Genomic DNA, 17,159 nt, shown 5'->3' on the forward strand with positions numbered 1-17,159 from the left:
CTTAACCACAGCACCGAACATCTACGCAAGGGCGTGAGACGTGACCCTCCCACCAGCCGCCCGCAGCGCTTCCGCATCGTCTTGCAGTAGTGGCGCCGCGCGTATATACATTCACTCGTACATATCAAGGGACGATGAGGTGCGACAGCTCTCCGATACCGTCCGCACCCGTCCGCATGCCGACCTTGGATGTTGGGTCCGCTCGGACTATCCCGGTGAGCGACGCACAGGAGGTCAGCCATGAAAGCAGTGAAGGTCAGAGGGAACGATGAGTTGCGAGTCGAAGCCCTTGTCCTACCGCTCCCCCACCTGAGCGGCCCCTTCGACGCAGACCTGTACCGGCGACGCGCACGCGGCGAATTGCCGCTGGTGGTTCGCGATTATGTACCCGTCACCTATCTGCGTTCGATCGTTCTCAGCGGCGGAGCCATCGCGGCGCCTGTCGCCGACCATCTCAGCGGGCTGGTCTTCGTCGCCACGGGTTGCCTGCGCATGCCCACCCCGAGCGGGGACACAGAGATCCTTCCGGGCGACATCGGCCTCCTCGACATCGGACCGGGTGGGGCAGCGCAGATCACCGCCGAACCGGACACGCGACTAGTCCAATTCGATCTGGACGGACCGGTCGAGCGTGCGGGCGAGTGGGCCACTGCGGATGCGGTCGCCACGCTGCCGGACCGCAACGGCCCGAACTTCAAGCAGATGCGCAAGGGAGTCGGCGACGCGGCCTACTTCCACGACTTCGACGATCTGTTCCCCGCGGAGCCGGATGTCTGGTCCCGGGCCCGACCGACCGTCGGCCTTCACTTCGGGGACTTCGCCGACCAGGAGTACATCGGCATGCACCCCGAGGTCGTCAACCAATTGGTCCTGGTCCTGACCGGTTGCCTGGAACTGCAGGTGGGCGGAGGCCGCATCGAGCGGTTCCAAGCGGGCGACGTCGTACTGGCGGCCGACAAGACCGGTGAAGGACATATCGATCGGTTCCGCGGAAGAACTGCCCTCGCGAACATCGTCCTGGACGATGCAGTCCTGTGGCCGATTCCGACCGCCGAGCGATAGCGATACATTTGTTCCAGCAGGTTCGATTCCTGCCCGGGGTGCACAAGGGGTGTTGACAGGTTCGGCTCAGCAGATCGTTGACAGTTTCAGGACATGCTGGACGAATCGGTTCACAGTTTCGGGGCGTGAATCTTGGCTTTCCAACGTCGGATCGGGACGTCGGTGATGCGTGGATAGATGCCGATTTCGGCACCATCGCAGGTGACGCGAAAGTGGGTGTCTTCGGCGTGGACGGTGACGATTCGTCCGGCGTAGGTGCGGCCGACCCGCAGGTTCTGGCGGGCGACCATGATGACTCCGTTGCGCGGGACTTTCCGCTGGACGCTTATCGGTCCGGGTGCCGGTGCTGGCAACGGGGTGGTGACGACACGAGCGCCTCGGAGCTTGGCGCGTTCCTCGACCGGCATCGGCGCGGGAAGCGTCTTGGCGAGTACGCCGTCGTGGACGGCGTGCAGCAGGTGCCCGTCCAGGCGCAGAACGATCCTGCGTTCGGCGAGTTCCGGGCCGATCTTGACCCGATGGTTGCAGATGCCCACGACGCCGTTGACGTTGACCGACCGTTCCAGCTCGATGACCGCAGCCGCCGGGAACCGCTCGACACGTCGCGCAACCGTGGCACCGGGTGGTGGACCCGCCGGCCGAGCGCCGCGCATGGCCAGCTGGTGGAGGTCGTCGACCGTCAGATTGGAAGGAACGGTCTTGATCAACCGACCGTCGACGAGGACATGAACGCTGTGCTGATCTGCCCACACGTGTGCGATCTGGCCGGCCAGATCCGACCGGCGTCGCCTAGTTCGCGGCCGAGTTCGGCGGCTCCCATGGTCTGGCCGATCCGTTCAGGTGGGCTCGTCGCGGCCAGGTGCGCGAATCCGAGGGGGGTGATGAGTCCGGTACCGGCCCCGATGATGACCGCAGCGCACACCGTCCCCGCTGTTGCGGGCAGGGCCGTGGCGATGGCGATCCCGATCGCGGCCAGGAGCAGCCCGGCTGCCATACCGGATCGATCCTGTAGCCGTCCGGTGTCGCGGGCGCGCCCGGCGCGTGGTTGAACGAGCGCGGCGGTGGCGGCGAGCAGCGACACGACAGCGCCGGTGGCCAGCGGTCCCAGGCCGTGGCGGGCACCGATCGCGGGCAGGAATCCGACCCCGACCGCGAGCGCGGCGGTGGCTCCGGCCAGGGCGGCCGTCGGGCGCAGGAACGGGCCGCTGGTGAGGCGGCGGGCCAGATCCAGCACGGTCTGACGGGTTTTCGGCAGCACCTCGACAGCAGGCACGGCGAGCGCCGCCCACACCGCGACCCCGACCGCGAGCACCGCGAGGGCGGTGAACAGCAGGCCGTAGCCGCCCGCGGCGACGAGGATGCCGCCCAGCAGTGGGCCGAGGGTGTAGCCCAAGCCTTTCCATGCGCCGTAGCTGCCGAACGCGTGCCCGTGTCCGCCGGCCGGGGTGAGCCGGGCGACCATCGCCCCAGCGGCTGGGGAAAACGCGGCCGCGGCCGCGCCTTGACCGAACCGCGCGACCCCGACCAGGCCTGGATTGCCGACCAGCACGAACGCCGCGGACGCGACCGCGAACACCACCAGCCCGCCGAGCAGCACCGGCCGAGCCCCGACGCGGTCGGACAGCGTCCCGAAGACGGGTTTGAGCAGCACCTCCGCGCCGTCGTAGACGGCCAGCAGCAGCCCCAGGGTGAGCAGGCTCGCGTGCTGTTGTCCGGTGTATCCGGCGAGGCTGGCTGCGATGCTTTGCGCTCCGAACGCGGTCACGAACCCGGCCGAGTACAGCGGCAGCAGCCGTGCCCGTCCTGTACCGGTCCGGGTACCGGGGATAGCAGTCATCACGATTCTTGCTGCGCGGCAGCGAGTTCGGCTGCGGTGTCGGTGAGCAGTATGCGCAGCGGAGTACGAGCGAGCAGGGCCAGCAACCGTGTCACGAGCGGTCGTGCCAGGTAGAACCCGACAAGGCTGACCGCAGCCCCGAGAGCGAGTCCGGCGAGGACGTCCTGGGGATAGTGCGCGGCGATGTACACCCGAGCGAACGCCATCACGACCGCAGCCACTGCGGCGAGCACCGCGAGTCGCCGGTGCACCAGCCACAGCCCGGCCGCGGCTGCGCCGGCCATGACCGTGTGGTCGCTGGGGAACCCGGCATCGGTGTTGCAGTGCAGGATCACGATGTCGTGCAACGCATTACACGGGCGGGTCTCGTCGACTGCGGCGGCGATCGGCTAGTTGATCACCAGCGCGATCAACATGCCCAGCGGCGCCCACACCGCCGCCACCATCGCAGCGGGATCGGCGTCGCGGCGGGCGATCCACCATCCGGCCAGCAGCAGCACCGCGAAAAGCACGACACCGTCATTGGCGTAGCCGGACACGATCGGATGCAACCACGGGGTATCGCGGGCAAAGTCGTTGATGTCGTAGAAGATTCGTGTGTCCACGCTCATCGGGGTTCCCTCGGGTCCAGCGGTCGGTTACATCTGGTGCAGGGCCTGGAAAACCCGCTCGGTGTAGTCGGCCAACCGATCGGCGCAGTGCTCGAGCCGCTGCCCGGCCTCGGCGGCCGCGGGGGCACCGAACACGTCGCGGGCCTTGATGTCGCGATGCCAGCGCCGCAGCCGTTCCAGGCTCTGCTCCTCTTCCTCGAGCTCAGCCATCGTGAACTTGGCCTTGGCGATCTCCTTGTCGATCTCGGCATCGAACCCGCCGCAATCAGCCAGGAACTCCGCCCACTCCTCGCTCCGCTCGGCGGTGAACATCGCCTCCAACCGCATGGTGTCGGTCTCGGCGTGGCCCGATGCATCGAGCACCAGCACCTCACCCTCGCCGCGTCGAGCCAGCTCGATCACCCGCGCGACCCCGTCGGCGAACACCGGGACATCGGGCACCACCCACACACCCTGGCCGACCTGCAAAGCACCCACACGGCGCAGTTCACGCCACACGGCCACCCGATGCCGCGACGGCTCGGTCGGCACCCGGACCAACAGCACCAGCCACCGCGCCACCGCTCGATTCTCTGTCACGACACGAAATGTAACAGACGTTACTTTAATGTTGGTATCGGAGGACACATCGTCGCGTAGGGATGAAGTTCCAGGCGCATTCGCGAAATTCCACAATAGATAGATCGATCTAGTATTGTGCCTCTGGCACCGAGGCCGCATCAGCGCCTCGCCGGAAGTCACGTGATCAGGAAGCACAGGAAGCAGGGAAGATCGATGGCACTACTGGATGGAAAGATCGCAGCCGTCACCGGGGCGGGAAGCGGTATCGGCGCGGCTTCGGCCACGTTGATGGCTCGCGATGGCGCCGCGGTCGTCGTCTCGGACATCAATACCGCGGGCGCCGAAGCCACCGCCGCCGCAATCACCGAAGCCGGTGGTCAGGCCGTGGCCATCACTGTCGACATCGCCGAAGATGAGCAGATCGCAGCCATGGTCGAACTCGCAGTCGAGACCTTCGGCGGACTCGACATCCTCCACAACAATGCCGCGCTCGTCGACCCGAATTTCATGCGGCACGACACGACCGTCGAAGACATGGACGTGGAAGCCTGGGACCGCGTGATGGCCATCAACGTCCGCGGGCCGATGCTGGGATGCAAGCACGCAATCCCGGAGATGAAGAAACGTGGCGGGGGATCGATCATCATGACGTCGTCGGTCGGGGCCCACCACGCGACCGTCAACCAAACGGCGTACGGCGTGTCGAAAGGCGCGATCGATTCCTTGATCAAGTACGTCGCCACCGGCTTCGGCAAGCATGGGATCCGTTGCAACGGTATCGCTCCCGGCGTCGTTCTCAGCGAAACAGCCTTTGCCTCCCTCCCGCCGGCCATGCGCGACATGCATCTCCTGGCCCAGCCGACGAAGCGACTCGGCGTGCCGGACGACATCGCAGAAATGGCGGTCTTCCTCGCCTCCGACAGGGCCGCCTACATCAACGGCGTGACCATTCCCATCCACGGTGGGATGACGATCATCAACCCGCATCAGGTCGAGCTGTGGGCGCACGCGGAAGAGCTCGTGCCCTTTCCCGAAGCCCGGTGAGGATTAGGTGTACTGACCATGGACGTCGGTGACGGCGTGGCGAGCTGACATGGCGAAGACCTCCGAGTGAAGTGCGAGCTGTCGAGGAACGCATTCACTTCCGGAGGTCTTCGTGTCCCAACGTAATACCCCGTTGTCGGAGTTGGGCCGCCGAACGGTTCCAAGTCGCACCCACCACCGCCAAACGTTCGCCGTTCGGAAAACGATTTTCGAACAGTGGTCTGCCTCAGCCACAGACGATCAGCCGGGTCAACTGTGGCTTCGTAGTACACCCGTCCCGCGATGAGCTGTTGCGGCAGGATGATGCTGTGCCGCAACGAGACCCGAAACTAACGATCCGCACCGGCAACGATTCCGGCGAGCCGCTCGCGCCCGGGCGGTGGTCACCGCGCCGGCGGTTACGGACCATCGCACTCACGACGACTGTCGTGGCCGTGACAGGTGCCGCACTGGCCATCTCCTGGGTACGGGCGCACACTGCTCATCCGCACTCCAACACCATCTGAGGTTCACCCCGAACGGTGGACAGTTGGTTAGGCAGCTTCCGTTGTAGCTGTCAGGGATTGCTCATAGCGCAGAGGGCTGAGCATTCCGATCGCGGAGTGGCGTCGAGTACTGTTGTACCAGTCTATCCAATTGCCAACTGAGGCAACGAGTTCGGTCTTCGTTGGGTAGACGTGCCGGTAATAGTGCTCGTGCTTGAAACTCGACCAGAACGATTCGGCAGGACTGTTGTCCCAGCAGATCCCGGTCTCACCCATCGACCGCCGAAGCCCGTGTCGGGGCACAGGCTTTCGCGGTAAGCCTGGCGGTGAACTCGCCACCGCGGTCCGAATGTAGCACCGTACCCTCGGGGCGGTAACCACGTGCGGCCACCGCTGCGTCGATGGCGGCGGTGACCATGTCAGCGCCGATATGGTCGGCGGTGATGTGGGCGAGCACGCGGCGGGAACGCCCGTCGCGGATCGCGCACAAGAACATGTCACCTTCTCCGCAGCTCAGATAGGTGATATCGGTCAACCAGACGGCATCGAGACGGCCCTGATCGAAGGTCCGGACCACCAGATCCGGCGGGAACGATACGGCCGGATCGACCATCGTGGTGCGGACTTTGAAGGTGCGCGGGCTGATACCCTCGATCCCGATCTCGGCCATGATCTTGGCGATGGTCTTGGCGGTGACCGTCTCGCCGCGCTCGCGCAGCTCCGCGGTGATCCGTGGTGACCCGTAGGTGCCGTGCGAGTCGGCGTGCACGTCGAGGACCTTCACCGTCAGGTCCGCACGTCGCTGTTGTCGCGAGGTGAGTTCTTTTGCAGCCCTGCGGTTTCGCCACTGATGGAAGCCAGATGCCGATACGTCCAGCAGGCGTGCCATGCGGTGATGGAGAACCTGTGCGATGCCTGCCCGGTGCCGGCGATCTGGGTGACATCGGGGCAGGCGTACTTCGCCATCAGAGCGAACCGTTGCGGTTGTTCTGCATCGCGGCAAAGTACGCCGAGGCTTTTTTCAGGAACCCAATGTCTTTGTCCTGCTCGGCAACTCGCCGCCGTAAGGCCAGTAGTTCGGCGCGTTCGGCCGGATCCAGGGGCGTGTCACCGTGTGCTGCGGCGGCCTCGCTGCGGCGGCGTTCGTCCTTGACCCAATTGCTCAGAAGGCCCTCGTCACGCTGTAATGCGTATTGCCGTGCTCACCGCACATCTCGAATCGATCGACACGATGACCCAATGCAATTGCCTTGTCCAGCAGTCCGAGTCTGGCCAAGGACATCACGCCCGCGTACCAGAGCACGTAACAACCGCCGTATTGCGTGCCACGCGCACTCCTGGCCTCGTATACGGTGGCGTCGAAGCCGCTGTTACGCAGCGCGATCGCTGCACTGGCGCCGCCGATCCCGCCGCCGATTATCAATATTTTTCCGTTACCTGAACGCACAATTCCCTCCGAAGAACGCGAGGCCCGATACCGGGCTCGTCATCGCGCCGATTTCCGTCCTATGAAAAATCGGAACCATTAGCATGCAATATGCGCCCCACACAAGCGGGCTCCGATTTCAAATACATCCAAATACTTGATTTCTCGTCTCGAGCAGAAGTAGAACACCGTTCTACAGTAGCTGTCAACGAATGGTCGGGCTGTTCGCCTTCGTGCTGCGCCTCAGCTGTGGTCCTGGAGGGCGATATAACGGTGCAGCCGACGCAGCGGCGCGGGGGCGTACCAATTGGTCCTGCCCAGGAGGCTCATGGCGGCAGGTACCAGGATGCCTCGGATCAGCAGGGCGTCGATCAGGATCGCCAGACCTGTGCCGAGACCGAACATTTGGATGAAGCTGACCTTCGACACACCGAATGCGAAGAAGCTGACCGCGAGCAAGCCGGCGGCAGTCGAAACGATCCGCCCAGTCTTGGCCAGGCCGTGGATAACTGCGTCGGTCGTGGCCGCACCCTGGTCGCGCAACTCCTTGATGCGACTGGTGAGAATTACCTCGTAGTCCATGGACAGCCCGAACGCGACACAGAACAACAGCACGGCCATGGCGGTGTCGGTGGGGCGTGGAGTGAATCCGAGCAGCCCGCTCAGATGTCCGTCCTGGAAGATCCACACCATGGCGCCCAGTGCGGCGGAAAGGCCGAGAGCGTTGAGTAGCAGTGCGCGCAGCGGCTGTACGACGCTGCCGGTGAAGGCGAACAACAGCGCGAACGTGGTCAGGACGATCATCAGAGCGGCGATGGGGAGCCGGGATCCGATCGAGGACTCGGTGTCGATCTGCTGGGCGTCGACGCCGCCGACCAGCGCGACGGTGCCGGCAGGAGCAGCAACGGCACGTACTGAACGCACCAGATCACCTGCCGCAGTGGATTTCTCGTCGAGGTCGCTGGCGACCGTGAGTCGCTGCAAGCGCGGCTGGGCGACGCTGGTCGTCACGCCGGTGACGCCGGGCAGTTGTGATACGCGGGCGGCGTAGTCGGCGATCGCGGATGTTGTTGCGGGACCATCGATCACGACGTCGACGGAGGCATGACCGAAGCCGGCGAACCCGTCGTGCAAGGTGTCAGCCACCTGACGGCTCGCGGCATTGGCGGGCATCACTCGCTCGTCGGGAATGGAGAATCCGACTCCGAGCAATGGACCGGCCACCAGCGCGAGGATCGCGACGACCGGCAGCGCAGCCGCGATCGGACGCCTGGTCACAGCGGCGGCGAGCCGGCCCCAGGCCGGAGCGTCCGAGCCGCGGTGAGCGTTCGACCAGGGCAGCGAGCAGGCATTGACCCTACGGCCGAGAACCGCCAGCAATGCGGGCACGACGGTGAGCGCGCTGATCGCGGCGATGGCGACGACGCCCATGCCCGCGTACGCGAATGACCGAAGGAAGAATTCGGGGAACACCAGCAGTGCGGCCAGCGCCGCGACCACGGTGGTCGCGGAGAACACGATGGTGCGTCCGGCCGTACGCAGCATCGTCGCGACGGCTGCGCGCACGTCCGCGCCGCCGGAGAGCTCTTCGCGGAACCGTGCGACCAGCAGCAGGGCATAGTCCACCCCGAGCGCCAGCCCGAGTGCGGTCGTGAGATTGACCGAATACACCGACACCGCGGTGATTCGGCCCAGTAGGTCGAGTTCGGCGAAGGTCCCCAGGATGGCGACCACGCCGAGGATCAGCGGCACCAGCGCGGCCACCACGCTGCCGAAGGCCAGCACCAGCAGGATCAGGGTGAGGGGGATCGCGATCGATTCGGCGAGCCCGAGGTCTTTGGCGACCTGATCGTTGACGTCGTGTTGCACTGCGGCAGTTCCGCCGGCGCCGACGGTGATCGGCCCGCTCGCCCCCCGGTATCGCTCGACGAGCACGGCGGTACGTTCGCTGACCTGGCCAGCGTCGCCGTCGATGTGCGCGACGACGATCCCGTTGGCGCCGTCCCGAGATTTCATGGCCGGCGCGGCCGTTGTCCAGTACGAGGCGACCTGACTCATCCCGGGCTCCGCGGCCACCCTCTCGGTGAGTTGCCGGGCGGCATCCGCGACGGCGGGGGTGTCCACCGTGCCGCTGTTCGCGTGCACCATGAGCACCAGATTGGTTTGACCGCCGAAGTGATCGTCGATGGCGGCCGCCGCGCGGCTCGATGCCGCGGCCGGGTCGTCGAAACCGCCGCCCTGCAGCTTGCCGAACGCCCCCGCACCCAGGAAGGCGGCAGCGATGAGAATGAGGACACTGAATGCGAGAACCGTACGGGCCCTTCGATATAACAAGCCCCCCAGTCTGCTGGCTCCGTCGATGTCGGGTGTTGGGGCGGACAGGAGTTGGTCAGACATGACTGGCGTTTCCCATCAGGTACGTGGTCGTGCATGGGCCCGGATTCGGGACAGCATCCTTGCTATAGAACAACGTTCTACTAGAGCCCGACGGGCTGTCAACCCGGTCGACCGCGGAAAATCCGAACTCGCCCACCACGCGAAAACCGCTGCGGTCGAGTACATCTCGACCGCAGCGGCTTCGTATTCGAATTATGAACCGGCCCGTGTTGGCACAGGCCGTCAGCGGACGGGATCGAACTGTTCAACCTCGCCAAGGTGCCGATCACACGATATCGGTATCGCGGCAACACGATCCCCAACCCCTGGACCATGGCCGACCACGCCTGACGGCAGATGCCGTGGAGAGCCCGGTGCGTGGAGACACGCACGCCAGGTTCGGCGAGCGGCCCGTAGAAACGGACTGGCGGCAACACCGGCACCGCGCTACGGGCCGACTCAACCAGGAACCCCCGGTCCCTGTCGCGTGAGATACCCAATCGAGCCCCAGGACCGAAGTACATCAGCCTGGGGCTCGCTCGGGGGTAATCGCCCATGTTGATCACACTCAGCATGTTTGACGGCCAGACACTACATGCGCCACACCGGTTATCGCGCCAGCCGTGATCTGCGACACGCACACCGTCCAGTGTCGATTGGCGGCTGCCGGCGTAGTGCACGTCGCAGGCATGGCCACATGGGCGATGCATCAAGGCCCATCGAGCGAGGGAATCCGTCGCGCCCGCGGATTGGGGCTTGCGGGAGGGATTTTGGCCAGGAAGCCCGCCAGCGCTCAGCAACAGGTGCCCGTCGCAAAGCTGAGTCGCCCAGAGCCTGCGGTCAGATCCCTGTGCGACTGGACAGTGCCGACCCCGAATCGAAGAGCGATTTCGGACGATCTATCAGCGTCAGGACGATCAATCAGCGCAGCCTTCTGAGGTTCCTGAAGCTGGAAGAGAAGGACCTACAACCAACTTCAACATGCACAACACAGTTCAGCATACGGCTGGCGCATCAAGTCCTCAGCTCTGTTGCATGAACCCATGACAATCAAGCCTGGTGCGCCCAACGTCTATTCCACCGGGGGTCGTCGCAGGCTCGGGTTTCGCGCGTACGAGCGTCACCAAGAAGGCGGAGGACAGACCAACGCCGCCAGGATGTGTCCGTGGCACAGCAAATGCAATGCATGGCAAGTGATCCCATGGCCAAACTTGCCCCTTCCCGATACCGCCACCGCTGGGCGCTTGTGCGCAGGTCATGAACTCCCTTGCCATCCATGGCTATCTTTTAGCGAACCGAATCCTCTTGCAATGCAAGGCGAAAACAGAATCTTGGAGGGCGCTCCGGTCAACAGCTAGGCCGTAGCAACACCAAAGCGCCCAGCAGGCGAGTACGGGATGTCTAGCCGCGGTGAGACTCCGATCGGCGACAGACGTGAGCACCGCCTGGTCGTGGACAGCGACAGGCGTGAGCCACCGGATCTCCGCAGGCTCAGCCGCGCCGTCATCGCGCTGGCGAAGGAATCCGAACCAGCTGAGGAGGAACAGTGAAAGCTACCGTGACCGCCGATCCAGCCGTCGCGTACCTGCGAGTCTCGGACAAGAAACAGTTGAACACCGCCATCGACATCGACCCGGACGGCAATTCGATTGCGACCCAACGCAGCGTCGTCGAAAAGCGTGCCGACAACCTTCCTACCCGGATCGTCAAGGAGTTCGTCGAGCCAGGAGTATCGGCCAAGTCCGTCGAGAACCGGCCCGTGTTCCAAGAGATGCTGGCCTACCTGAACGAGCACCCCGAGATCAAGTACGTCATCGTCTATGCCCGGTCCCGTGCCTTCCGCAACTACATCGACGCCGCGGTCACCAAGCGCCAGCTCGACAAGATGGGCGTGAAGCTGATCTCGGCTCGGGAAGACTTCGGCGAAGGTATCTACGCCGACATGATGGCCGCCATCACTGACATCTTCAACGACACCCAGAACAGGCTGTCCGGCCAGGACATCAGCATCAAAATGCTGAACAAGGCCATGAGCGGGGGCACCTGCAGCCGAGCCAAACTCGGATACGTCAACACCCGCATACTGTTCGAAGGCCGCCAGGTCAACACCATCAAGATCGACGAAGACCGTGCACCGCTCGTCGTGCAGGCCTGGGAACTCTACCCAACCGGTGAGCACGGCCTCGACGATCTCGAAGCGGCAATGGCCGACCTGGGGCTGACTTCTCCTCCGACCAGCCGCTACCCGGCACAACGACCAGTATCCGCCTCAACCCTGCACAACATGCTGCGCGACCCGTACTACGTCGGCTACGTCACGTGGAAGGGCCAGATCTATCCCGGGCGCCACGAACCGCTGATCAGCCATGAACTGTTCGAACGCGTTCAGGATGTGCTCCGGCAGCGCAGCGCCAATGGGAACCGCGACCGGGTTCACAACCACTACCTCAAAGGGTTCCTGTTCTGCACTCGCTGCCGCAACCAGGGGCATACCTCACGGCTGGTGTTCAACCAGTCGACCAGCCGCAACGGCAGCAAGTACACATACTTCAAGTGCCGCAGAAGCAAAGAGGGGTTATGCGATCTCCCCTACCTCCCAGTCGAAATGGTCGAAGAAGCGGTGGCCGAGCACTATCGCACACTGCAGCTCTCGACATCCTTTGCCACCGAGACCCGAAGGCTCCTCGAAGAAGTCGTCGCCGACGAACACACCACCGTCCGCGACCGACACGCCAGCCTCAACCGTCAACTGAAACAGCTCGACGCCAAGGAAAACCGCCTGATCGACCTGCTCGCCGACGGCTCGATGCCCCAAGCAAAAGTCCGCATGAAGCTCATCGACATCAAGACCCAACGCAAACGCCTCGAAGCCGGGCTCACGAACACCTCCGAAGAGCTCACCATCGGCGCGGGAGTGCTCCGCCACGCCTTGGACCTCGTTGCCGACCCTTACGTCCTGTACCGCGACGCCAGCACCGACGTCCGCCGCCTGCTCAACGAAACCTTCTACCAACGCTTCTACATCGACGATCATCACGACACCATCGAACCGACGATCAGCGACGAGAAAACCGACCTGTTCGCCGCCCTCCATCAAGCCGGCCGCGCCTGCACCAGTCCCCCACCGCACAGAAAGCAGACAGAAAGGGGCTTACTCGAACCAGCGAGCGGACGCCGGTTGGAATAAGCCCCTCATGGTGGTTCTAGCTGGGATCGAACCAGCGACCCCTCGCGTGTGAAGCGAGTGCTCTCCCGCTGAGCTATAGAACCGTAGCTCGTCGCTCGAGGCGACTGTCCGGTTCGGGGTCTCCCCCGCTCCGGCTGAGAGAACATTAGCGCGTCCACCCACCGTCATGCCAAATCGGGTGCACCATCGCTCGCTGCGGCGCGCGGTAGCCGACTCGGTCGGTGTCGGCCGCAGCGTCGAATTCCGCTGTAGTGAGGGCTATTTCAGCGGCAGCGACGTTCTCTTCGACGTGGGCGACCATGGCCAGATCCGCAGGAGCGAGCTGACGCTACGGCGAATCGAACAGCTCCGCGACCGCGGCCACCGTGACAGACCGGGTCAGCCAATCCGACAGCCGCTCCAGATCAGCGCATGCCAGAATCCGCTCACGGGCGGCCCCGTCGACCTCGATCCCCCGAGCGGCCAGAACCGTGAGAATCGCCGAAGCCTCCCCCTCGGCCCGGCCTTCGGCCACGCCCTCGGCCTTGCCTTCCGCCACGCCTTCCGCATGACCGATCGCCTGGTGGCGCCGGGCGAATTCGCTCTCCCACTGGTAGTTCTCGACCGAAATCGGCATGATGGCCTCCAGCTCGATGCGGGCTGCCTCAGGCAGTCGCGCGCTGATGTAGTCATAGTAAATCAGGCCCCTCTCGGGCCCGAAGGTCTCGAGCGCCCGCAGCACCATCTCCAGTACCGGGCGCCGCGACTCGTCTTGCACATGCCCAGGAGCTGACAGCAGTACCAGTTCGGGCCATTCTCGCGCTTGGTCCGGATCGGTGACCGGCCCCAACCGCCCCGGCCAGTACGTGATCGGCGTGAAGACGAAACCCGGATGGCCGGTCTCGATCGGTTGTCCGACAGCCGCCGCGACTCGCTCGATCGGACAGTAAGCCAGTAGCACCACCGGACACCCCAACCGCTTGCGCAGGTTGGTCACATACTCGGGCCAGCTCGACCGAATCCGCGCGAGGTCGTCGGCGGTGCAGGTGTTCTGCACCTCCTGGATGATCGCGTATTCGGGCCGCTGCGGGTTGCCGCCGACCAGGGCGACATCCAGGTGCAGCTCGAGCGGTCCGAGGACGGTCACCGTCTCCGGTCCCAACCGCCAGCACGCGTCCTCTGGAACGGGTAGGCCGAAGACGTCACGGGCCACCTTCGCGGCCAACTCCGGTCGCTCCCGAAACCGTTCCAACGGCACCTCGTGGTTGTTCGACGGCATGGCGCGGACGATAAGGGCTATCCCCGCGGCGGCACGCCCTGAACGCGCATCCGATGACTGCCCAGTCCGATTCCCGGCGTGTCCGTGCCCGAGACGAATCTGCCTGTTGCACAGGAATACTGCGCTATTCGAGTACATCACTACACCGCTGGCGCCAAAGCCTCCGATAAGCGCCTCGAAAACGCCGATACCTGGGCGCCAGGTGGTCTCGGGCCGCGACACCGCACTCGCGGATCGCCCGTCCTCGGCGATCGCACCTTCCGAGAAGACCCGCGCCAGGGTAATCGTCTGCACTGGTGGGGCATTCGCGGGCCGCGGTCCGGCCGCACGCCGAAACACGGCCGTATTTTTCTGGATACATGGCGGCGCCTTCGGCCGGTGTAGTTTGCCAGGGTTACGGTGCCCGAGCGATCGGGTGCAGATTCACCACGGAGGATCCAATGAAGTTGCGTATTGCTGGAGTACTCGGCGCTGCCGCGGTGGCCGGGATGGTGGCGGTGCTGGTGCCCGCGACCGCGGGTGCGTCGACCGGCACCCTGGTCTCGAACGGCAGGGTTCTCGTGAACCCGTCCGGTTGCGTCCGGATCATGCTCACCGACCTGGACACGACCACCGTGACGAACTCGACGGATCAGGACGCCACCTTCTACGCCAGCATCGACTGCTCGGGCGATCCGATCGGCACCGTGGCGGCCGGAGCGGCCGGCACGCCCCCGATGGCGGGCAGCTTCTCCATCAACTGACGACTGCCCACCTGGCCAGTGCATCGCGCCTGGCCAGGCTTCGGTTCCCCCATTACCCTCACGGCTCGGGGCAGGGGCGCCGAGGGCATGAAGACGACCGGGAGCGCCGTCAGGGCGCGATGGAACGGTCGTGGCCGCCAAGGCAACTCGGGGCCGGGGGGACCGCCGACGGGGCCAACCGTGGGCGGCCGATAACCTCCGCGCCGGAAACCTGGTGCCGTTTGACCGAAGCCCAGGCGGGTATCGCGAATACGAAACAGATCGCGCCATACCCGGGAGGTCGAGAACCGTGGAAATCGCAAAAGGAACGCGTCTGGTCCCCATCCACGACACCGCGCTCGGTGCTCCCATTCAGGTCACTGCGGTGCGACACAACCCGATTCCGTACGTGGAGGTTCGACCTATCGGCGGCGGCCGGGTGTGTGCGGTATCGCTCAGCGATCTGCAGCGGGATTTCCGCATCCTGCGCAAAAGCGTTTCGGCCGAGAATGATTCGACCAAGGGATAGCTTCTCGGCTCTGGATCAGTCCGCCGTCTCGATACCACATCGCTGCACTGGGTCAGGCTCAATACCACGGTGGCCCGGCTGGACGTCAGACGATCGGCTCGCCGATGTCGGTCGACGGGAAGGAATCCCTTGCGAGACTTCACGTGCGGGCGGTGCGGACAGCGATTGTCGTTCGAGAATTCTGTCTGCCTGAGGTGCGGTGGGGCGCTGGGGTTTCACCCGCTCAGTCGCACCATGCTCGTCCTCGATACGCACGGCACGACCACTGTCGACGGTCGGCGCTGGCGGACATGCGGCAATCTGCAGCGCGCCCGGTGCAATTGGCTGGTCCCAGCGGCAACCGGGGCCGGCGGTGAATTGTGCTCTTCGTGCCGGTTGACCCGAACACGGCCCGCGGACAACGACTCCCCGGCACTCGCCCAATTCGCCGAAGCCGAGACGAGCAAGCGGCGGGTGATCTTCGAGCTGAACGAACTCGGGTTGCCGATCGTCGGGCGAGACGAGGATCCCGACCACGGCCTGGCTTTCGATCTGTTGTCCAGCGCGGGTGAGGAGGTGACGACCGGCCACCACAGCGGGGTGATCACGCTGGATCTCGCCGAAAGCGACGATGTGCACCGCGAACGGCTCCGCGTATCGATGGACGAGCCATACCGGACGCTCGTGGGCCACTTCCGCCACGAGCTCGGCCACCACTACCAGCAGGTCCTGGTGGGCGACGGCCTACGGGAGCCGAGATTCGAAGCACTGTTCGGCGACCCCGACGAGGACTATGCGGCCGCTCTGGACCGGAACTATCGGATCGGCCCGCCACCGGACTGGCCGGATCGGTTCGTGTCCGCGTATGCCGCAATGCATCCCGTCGAGGATTGGGCCGAGACCTTCGCCCACTACCTCCATATCCGTGAAACCCTCTACACCGCAGCAGCATTCGCGATGACCCGGGAAAGCACCCGATCAGAAGTGCGGCTACACGCCAACACCGGTTTCGATCGGCTCATCGAGCACTGGCTGCCACTGTCATGGGCCCTCAACCAGGTCAACCGGTCGATGGGCCACCCCGACCTCTATCCCTTCGTCCTGGCCCCGGCGGCACTGGACAAGATGCGATTCATCCACGAGCTGATCGGCCGCGCAACAGCTTCGGCAACTCGGGGATAGCGTACTCATGATGATTCGGCGGCGACGTGGTCCGCGGGGGCGTCGTCGCCGACACAGACCGACCACAACCGGCGGTAGGGGCCGTCGATCTCGAGAAGGTCGGCGTGGCGGCCGGTTTGCAGCAGACGGCCGTCGCCCATCACGATAATCAGATCGGCGTCGGCGGCGGTGGCCAGGCGGTGGGCCACGACGATGGTGGTGCGGCCTGCGGGAGAGATACTGCCGCACAGCAACATTGCGCCAGGGCAAGGTGCCGTGCTCGACGACGGACCCGGCCGGGCCGTCCACCCAGCCGCCGATGGGCGACACCCAGCCCGATGACGCGTTCGGTCAGCTCGTCCCGCAGCCGCCGCACCTCGGCGGCGGCGGACGCCAGGATCACGTCCGGATCCAGGCCGAGATGCGGCGCCCGATGCGAAAGCCGCACGGTTCCGGCGATATCCAGCACCGCGACCGTGCAATGGTCGGCGGCAATGTGCAGCCCGAGCACCACATTGCCCGCGACGTTCAGCACCAGCGGCGAATGTGGGCGGCCCATCTCGCCCGGCCCGGCCGTCTCCGGCAGCTCGGTCAGCAATCCCGCCGCGGCCAGCGCCCGCACCTGCGAGGTCACGGTCGCCGGCGACAATCCGGCCACGCGGGCGATGACGCTGCGCGGCGCCGTGCCCTCGGCGAGCACGGCACGCAACACCGCCCCCGCGCTCTTGTCCCCGGTCACCATCGATTCCTCATCTCACCCCACCGAGCCGGGACATGATCGATTCCCCGACGGCAGAGTGGTTCGATCGGCGCCATCAGCGCAGCTGAAAACCCTGCGCCGCAAGCTGGTCACGCAGCCGGTCGCGGCCTGTGAGCGCGGCGGCCGAGCCGAGCCGGGTCAGTACCCGGTCGATCCAGGAG

At 65.1% G+C, this 17,159-nt stretch carries 19 protein-coding genes, 1 tRNA gene and 1 pseudogene; 7 read left to right on the top strand and 14 right to left on the bottom strand.

Annotated features, from left to right (window positions below; genetic code table 11):
- Positions 1-240: 240 nt before the first annotated feature.
- Positions 241-1,062 carry a hypothetical protein gene (locus tag ACWEKS_RS40415; protein ID WP_452344999.1) on the top strand — a complete coding sequence of 274 codons (822 nt, stop codon included), beginning with the start codon at positions 241-243 and terminating at the stop codon, positions 1,060-1,062.
- A 110-nt stretch (positions 1,063-1,172) separates the two neighbouring features.
- Here ACWEKS_RS40415 and ACWEKS_RS40420 read toward each other — a convergent pair whose 3' ends face one another.
- The 5 genes from ACWEKS_RS40420 to ACWEKS_RS40440 are packed head-to-tail and all read right to left on the bottom strand — an operon-like array spanning position 1,173 to position 4,089.
- Positions 1,173-1,769 carry a hypothetical protein gene (locus ACWEKS_RS40420; RefSeq protein WP_452345000.1) on the bottom strand — a complete coding sequence of 199 codons (597 nt, stop codon included), beginning with the start codon at positions 1,767-1,769 and terminating at the stop codon, positions 1,173-1,175.
- Positions 1,766-2,899: an MFS transporter gene (locus ACWEKS_RS40425; RefSeq protein ID WP_452345001.1), complete on the bottom strand. Its 1,134-nt coding sequence runs from the start codon at positions 2,897-2,899 to the stop codon at positions 1,766-1,768. Before ACWEKS_RS40425 ends, ACWEKS_RS40420 begins: the two co-directional genes overlap by 4 nt.
- On the bottom strand, positions 2,899-3,285 hold the full coding sequence (locus tag ACWEKS_RS40430; protein WP_452345021.1) for a phosphatase PAP2 family protein: 387 nt from the start codon (positions 3,283-3,285) through the stop codon (positions 2,899-2,901). Before ACWEKS_RS40430 ends, ACWEKS_RS40425 begins: the two co-directional genes overlap by 1 nt.
- 3 nt (positions 3,286-3,288) lie before the next feature.
- The gene (locus ACWEKS_RS40435) at positions 3,289-3,510 is read right to left on the bottom strand and encodes a hypothetical protein (protein WP_452345002.1); all 222 of its coding nucleotides are present in this window, start codon (positions 3,508-3,510) and stop codon (positions 3,289-3,291) included.
- A 27-nt stretch (positions 3,511-3,537) separates the two neighbouring features.
- Complete coding sequence (locus ACWEKS_RS40440) at positions 3,538-4,089, bottom strand: Chromate resistance protein ChrB (RefSeq protein ID WP_452345003.1); 552 nt, start codon at positions 4,087-4,089, stop codon at positions 3,538-3,540.
- Between the two features lie 195 nt (positions 4,090-4,284).
- Here ACWEKS_RS40440 and ACWEKS_RS40445 point away from each other — a divergent pair, with 195 nt between their 5' ends.
- Entirely contained in the window at positions 4,285-5,115 is an 831-nt protein-coding gene (locus ACWEKS_RS40445; RefSeq protein WP_452345004.1) for an SDR family NAD(P)-dependent oxidoreductase, read from the top strand.
- Positions 5,116-5,648: 533 nt separating this feature from the next.
- Here the strand turns inward: ACWEKS_RS40445 and ACWEKS_RS40450 are convergent.
- The 5 genes from ACWEKS_RS40450 to ACWEKS_RS40470 all read right to left on the bottom strand — a co-directional run bounded on the left by ACWEKS_RS40450 (position 5,649) and on the right by ACWEKS_RS40470 (position 9,360).
- Positions 5,649-5,876, bottom strand: a complete 228-nt coding sequence (locus tag ACWEKS_RS40450) for an integrase core domain-containing protein (RefSeq protein WP_452345005.1) — start codon at positions 5,874-5,876, stop codon at positions 5,649-5,651.
- On the bottom strand, positions 5,869-6,384 hold the full coding sequence (locus tag ACWEKS_RS40455; RefSeq protein ID WP_452345006.1) for a DDE-type integrase/transposase/recombinase: 516 nt from the start codon (positions 6,382-6,384) through the stop codon (positions 5,869-5,871). Before ACWEKS_RS40455 ends, ACWEKS_RS40450 begins: the two co-directional genes overlap by 8 nt.
- A gap of 2 nt (positions 6,385-6,386) precedes the next feature.
- A complete protein-coding gene (locus ACWEKS_RS40460; protein ID WP_452345007.1) occupies positions 6,387-6,566 on the bottom strand; it encodes a hypothetical protein in 180 nt (59 codons plus the stop codon).
- 196 nt (positions 6,567-6,762) lie between these two features.
- The gene (locus ACWEKS_RS40465) at positions 6,763-7,047 is read right to left on the bottom strand and encodes an NAD(P)-binding protein (RefSeq protein WP_452345008.1); all 285 of its coding nucleotides are present in this window, start codon (positions 7,045-7,047) and stop codon (positions 6,763-6,765) included.
- Between the two features lie 222 nt (positions 7,048-7,269).
- The gene (locus ACWEKS_RS40470) at positions 7,270-9,360 is read right to left on the bottom strand and encodes an MMPL family transporter (protein WP_452345009.1); all 2,091 of its coding nucleotides are present in this window, start codon (positions 9,358-9,360) and stop codon (positions 7,270-7,272) included.
- A 273-nt stretch (positions 9,361-9,633) separates the two neighbouring features.
- Here ACWEKS_RS40470 and ACWEKS_RS40475 point away from each other — a divergent pair.
- Both ACWEKS_RS40475 and ACWEKS_RS40480 read left to right on the top strand, forming a co-directional pair.
- Positions 9,634-9,753, top strand: a pseudogene (locus ACWEKS_RS40475) (reverse transcriptase domain-containing protein); the annotation flags it as partial.
- Between the two features lie 1,195 nt (positions 9,754-10,948).
- Positions 10,949-12,589 (top strand): recombinase family protein, encoded by a 1,641-nt coding sequence (locus ACWEKS_RS40480; RefSeq protein ID WP_452345010.1) that lies wholly within the window; start codon positions 10,949-10,951, stop codon positions 12,587-12,589.
- A gap of 8 nt (positions 12,590-12,597) precedes the next feature.
- Here ACWEKS_RS40480 and ACWEKS_RS40485 read toward each other — a convergent pair.
- A tRNA-Val gene (locus ACWEKS_RS40485) sits at positions 12,598-12,672 on the bottom strand.
- A 245-nt stretch (positions 12,673-12,917) separates the two neighbouring features.
- Positions 12,918-14,141 (bottom strand): hypothetical protein, encoded by a 1,224-nt coding sequence (locus ACWEKS_RS40490; protein WP_452345011.1) that lies wholly within the window; start codon positions 14,139-14,141, stop codon positions 12,918-12,920.
- A gap of 146 nt (positions 14,142-14,287) precedes the next feature.
- Between ACWEKS_RS40490 and ACWEKS_RS40495 the strand changes: the two genes are divergently transcribed.
- From ACWEKS_RS40495 to ACWEKS_RS40505, 3 genes are all read left to right on the top strand, one after another.
- Complete coding sequence (locus ACWEKS_RS40495) at positions 14,288-14,590, top strand: hypothetical protein (RefSeq protein WP_452345012.1); 303 nt, start codon at positions 14,288-14,290, stop codon at positions 14,588-14,590.
- Positions 14,591-14,879: 289 nt separating this feature from the next.
- Positions 14,880-15,098, top strand: coding sequence for a hypothetical protein (locus ACWEKS_RS40500; protein WP_452345013.1), 219 nt, complete (start codon positions 14,880-14,882; stop codon positions 15,096-15,098).
- Positions 15,099-15,227: 129 nt separating this feature from the next.
- Entirely contained in the window at positions 15,228-16,259 is a 1,032-nt protein-coding gene (locus tag ACWEKS_RS40505) for a zinc-binding metallopeptidase family protein (protein WP_452345014.1), read from the top strand.
- A 5-nt stretch (positions 16,260-16,264) separates the two neighbouring features.
- Here ACWEKS_RS40505 and ACWEKS_RS40510 read toward each other — a convergent pair whose 3' ends face one another.
- Both ACWEKS_RS40510 and ACWEKS_RS40515 read right to left on the bottom strand, forming a co-directional pair.
- The gene (locus tag ACWEKS_RS40510; protein ID WP_452345015.1) at positions 16,265-16,447 is read right to left on the bottom strand and encodes a hypothetical protein; all 183 of its coding nucleotides are present in this window, start codon (positions 16,445-16,447) and stop codon (positions 16,265-16,267) included.
- The gene (locus tag ACWEKS_RS40515) at positions 16,408-16,980 is read right to left on the bottom strand and encodes an ROK family transcriptional regulator (RefSeq protein ID WP_452345016.1); all 573 of its coding nucleotides are present in this window, start codon (positions 16,978-16,980) and stop codon (positions 16,408-16,410) included. The genes ACWEKS_RS40510 and ACWEKS_RS40515 overlap by 40 nt, the downstream gene beginning before the upstream one ends.
- Positions 16,981-17,159 lie beyond the last annotated feature (179 nt).

The sequence above is a fragment of the Nocardia sp. NPDC004711 genome, assembly GCF_053601595.1.

What these genes read in the sequence shown, in the direction of transcription:
- ACWEKS_RS40415 (WP_452344999.1), top strand. Translation starts at nt 241, where the DNA reads ATGAAAGCAGTGAAGGTCAGAGGGAACGATGAGTTGCGAGTCGAAGCC.
- ACWEKS_RS40425 (WP_452345001.1), bottom strand. Translation starts at nt 2,899, where the DNA reads ATGACTGCTATCCCCGGTACCCGGACCGGTACAGGACGGGCACGGCTG.
- ACWEKS_RS40435 (WP_452345002.1), bottom strand. Translation starts at nt 3,510, where the DNA reads ATGAGCGTGGACACACGAATCTTCTACGACATCAACGACTTTGCCCGC.
- ACWEKS_RS40445 (WP_452345004.1), top strand. Translation starts at nt 4,285, where the DNA reads ATGGCACTACTGGATGGAAAGATCGCAGCCGTCACCGGGGCGGGAAGC.
- ACWEKS_RS40450 (WP_452345005.1), bottom strand. Translation starts at nt 5,876, where the DNA reads ATGGGTGAGACCGGGATCTGCTGGGACAACAGTCCTGCCGAATCGTTC.
- ACWEKS_RS40460 (WP_452345007.1), bottom strand. Translation starts at nt 6,566, where the DNA reads ATGGCGAAGTACGCCTGCCCCGATGTCACCCAGATCGCCGGCACCGGG.
- ACWEKS_RS40495 (WP_452345012.1), top strand. Translation starts at nt 14,288, where the DNA reads ATGAAGTTGCGTATTGCTGGAGTACTCGGCGCTGCCGCGGTGGCCGGG.
- ACWEKS_RS40515 (WP_452345016.1), bottom strand. Translation starts at nt 16,980, where the DNA reads ATGGTGACCGGGGACAAGAGCGCGGGGGCGGTGTTGCGTGCCGTGCTC.